Origin of the sequence: Campylobacter sp. BCW_4341 (assembly GCF_001764255.1) — a bacterium.
GTDB classification, from domain to species: Bacteria; Campylobacterota; Campylobacteria; order Campylobacterales; family Campylobacteraceae; genus Campylobacter_D; species Campylobacter_D jejuni.
In genome coordinates, this window is the sequence record NZ_MKAH01000055.1 from 2,904 (window position 1) to 5,966 (window position 3,063).

General features: G+C 26.2%; 3 protein-coding genes. All 3 read left to right on the plus strand.

What is annotated here, in order from left to right; translation table 11 throughout:
- Positions 1-224: 224 nt before the first annotated feature.
- On the plus strand, positions 225-1,754 hold the full coding sequence (locus AJN70_RS09260) for a DUF6402 family protein (protein ID WP_070295738.1): 1,530 nt from the start codon (positions 225-227) through the stop codon (positions 1,752-1,754).
- Entirely contained in the window at positions 1,755-2,258 is a 504-nt protein-coding gene (locus AJN70_RS09265) for a hypothetical protein (protein ID WP_070274233.1), read from the plus strand.
- A 63-nt stretch (positions 2,259-2,321) separates the two neighbouring features.
- The coding region (locus AJN70_RS09990) for a hypothetical protein (protein ID WP_251817346.1) at positions 2,322-3,063 on the plus strand (742 nt) is incomplete at its 3' end.

Here is a 3,063-nt window from a genome sequence, read left to right on the forward strand (position 1 = left end):
TTAGATCAAGATAATACTATAAAACAAGATACACCTAGTTATTATTTTTCTCCTAAAGATGAATTCAAATGCAAATCATAAAGGATAAAATAATATATGAAAACAAGCCAAATATATGAAACTTTATAAATATGCTAGAATGTGCTGGACTAGGTATTCTATAAATTTAAATGAGAACATGCTTAAGGAATTTCTAAAAAATATAAAAACAATAGGATGAAATAATGGATGAAGAACTTTTTTGGGAAAACATTGTTCCAGTAGGACATATTAATGAAGAAACTTTAAAGAGCCAAATTTATATTAATAATATAAATTTTAGCACTTTGCAATATGATGAAACAGTTTTACCTACAGAATTAGAGTGTTGTTATAATGAATTTAAATACTATCAAAAAAGCAATAATGAAATAGCAACACTAGGTTGGGCTATTAGCTATCAACTTCAAGTATTGTGGCAAAATAGCCCTAAGATAGATACAATACAAAATTATCATCTCCCCGTAAAACAAAATAAGCCTAATAATCCCCAAGCAGAACAAAGACTAAAAGAAATACAAAATTTCTTACAAAGTAAAGGTATAGAACCCCTTATTTTACATTATACCCCTTATCCAAACAACACACAAACCCAAGAGATGAAAAGACTAAGGCAAAATTCAGAGCGTTTTTCTCGCCATATAGATAATAAAACAAATGAAGTAAGAGAAGAAAGGCGTTCTATTAAATTTTACACTACGCTAGATTGGGATAAGTTTTATTCTCATTTTCCTATAATAAAAAGACTAAGTAAAAAATTTCATACAAAAGAAGACATATACACTCAAAATTTTACAAAGCAAATAGAAATAATCTTGCAAAAAACTCATAATATTTTGATATTAAAAAATTTGCCTCAAGGAGAATATAAATTTGATTTTGCTATCGATATAAAAGAAAATCGAAGCGATAAAAATGAAGAATCTTATATCATCATTAAAGAAAATGATGAAATTTCAAAAGATTATAAACGCATTTTAGACTGTAAGCCCTATGAGCTTGATACTTTAAATTGTCAATATATAGGTGTGGGTGATGATGAGTTTTTCAGACAAATTCGGGAAAATTTACAAGTAAATATCGCAAAGCAATTTGATACAGAATTTTCTCTTACTTGGTTTATTAAAACATATTTAAGAACGCAACCATTGACAATGAGTACTATGTTAGGTTATGATACATCGGAGATTGGGGAACAAACTTATGATGAACTCATGCAAGATCTATCTCTTTATGCTTGTAGTGGTAAATTTTCTTTTAATTTTGTTCCTTCAAAATTAAGCATTAAAAAAGAAATTCAAGGAGATAGAGAAAAGGTATCATACCGCGTTGATGAAATGCTTGTTTATGTTTATGATAGCTTTGATTTTTTAGATCAAGGACATGAATTTGATGATAAGGGAAATTTTATCAAGCTAGGACAACCTGTTGGAGCTTGGGATTTTAATGAAAAGAGTTTTAGTATTTGGGGTTCTACAAGACAGATGGAAACTTATAAACCAAAGAAATATTTATTTTTTATACCACAAATAACCTTTGCTGATATTCTACAATCCCCAAAAACCAAGCAATACTATCTTTACAATCAAGATTACCAAGACTATCAAAAATTCACTCCTTATGGTTTGGATTTTAGACTTTATAGTAAGGATTTTATCGCTAAACTTGATTTTAAAGATAAAGCTTATAATGTGCTTTATAATACAGGAGTTTAAATGGGAGAAGATATTACATTTTCTATTTTTTGGGGTTTATTTGGATTTATTCTTGCTTTTACTAATATAAAATTTTATCTTACAACTTTAAGTGTTCTTATTGCCTTTTCTATTTTAAATTATTGGATGAGAATTAACATAAAAGAATTTGTAAAATCTTATTTTTTAGTATATTTTATTATCTTTTTTATGGCTATTGTTATCATATTTTATCTTACCTATGGTATTGAAACTTCTAGGGATCTTGCATTACTTAGCTCTCTAGAAGCTAAAGAATTGTCACCGCAAGAATATAAAGCATATAATTATTTTGGATTTTTGACTTGTATAACTATGTTTTTTTTTACAATCACATTTTTTATACTTCCTTGTTTATTGCAAGCTTATTTATTTAAATGTTATAGCACAGGAGAAAAACGCAAAAAATTAAGTTGGCTTATAGGGTTTGTGTGTAATATCTTTTTATTAATTGCGAGTGTGTATGTGGTATATGAAAATCTTTAAAGACTATCAAAAATTTAATATATTTGATATAATATTCATTTATCTTAAATATTTAGAAAAAAAATGGATAGAGAATTATTTATAACAAGGCTTGCTTTTATAAACAATGATGAAATAGACACAATAGATAAAAATTCATCCATAGCATATTTAAAAGCCTTATATCAATGTGAAAATTCCATAGCTATAAATTATAATCAAGAAGATCTTTTCACCCAAGCTACCGCTATAAACAATCTAGGCTATAATTCTACTTTCACAAAAATCTTCATCCTAGATAAAGAAAAGCTCAATGATACCTATCTTGATGCTAGAAAAAGGCTTTATAAATCTATCAATACTTTAAAAGAAAAAAGAAATGAAAAAATAAAAGATATCCAAGACTATTTAAATAAAGAAATTTCCTTACAAGATAATCTAAATAATCAAAGCTTTAATACTAAGGAAAATGATGTTAATTTAATTTTAAACGAAGTATTTAACATAGAGCAATTTTATGATAAAAATACCAATACCATAGTATTAAAGACAAATAATATAAAAATCATATTCTTAGATAAAGTAAATTTACAAGATTTGCAAGATAATTCTAACAATACTTCTTTCATCTCTATGTCAAATTTGATCCATATTTATGATAATCATTGTGATATTTTTGCAAAAGATAGAAGTGTTTTGGATATAAAGGACATAGAAGAAAAATATCAAATAGATTTTAAAAGTTTAGATATAAAAATCTTTTTAAACTCCACTCTCCTTACAGGCTCAAATGAACTTCCTAACAATCCTTTTTACTTTGGAGAAT

Excerpts from the sequence above, each read along its gene's own strand:
- AJN70_RS09260 (WP_070295738.1), top strand. The coding sequence starts at position 225 with ATGGATGAAGAACTTTTTTGGGAAAACATTGTTCCAGTAGGACATATT.
- AJN70_RS09265 (WP_070274233.1), top strand. The coding sequence starts at position 1,755 with ATGGGAGAAGATATTACATTTTCTATTTTTTGGGGTTTATTTGGATTT.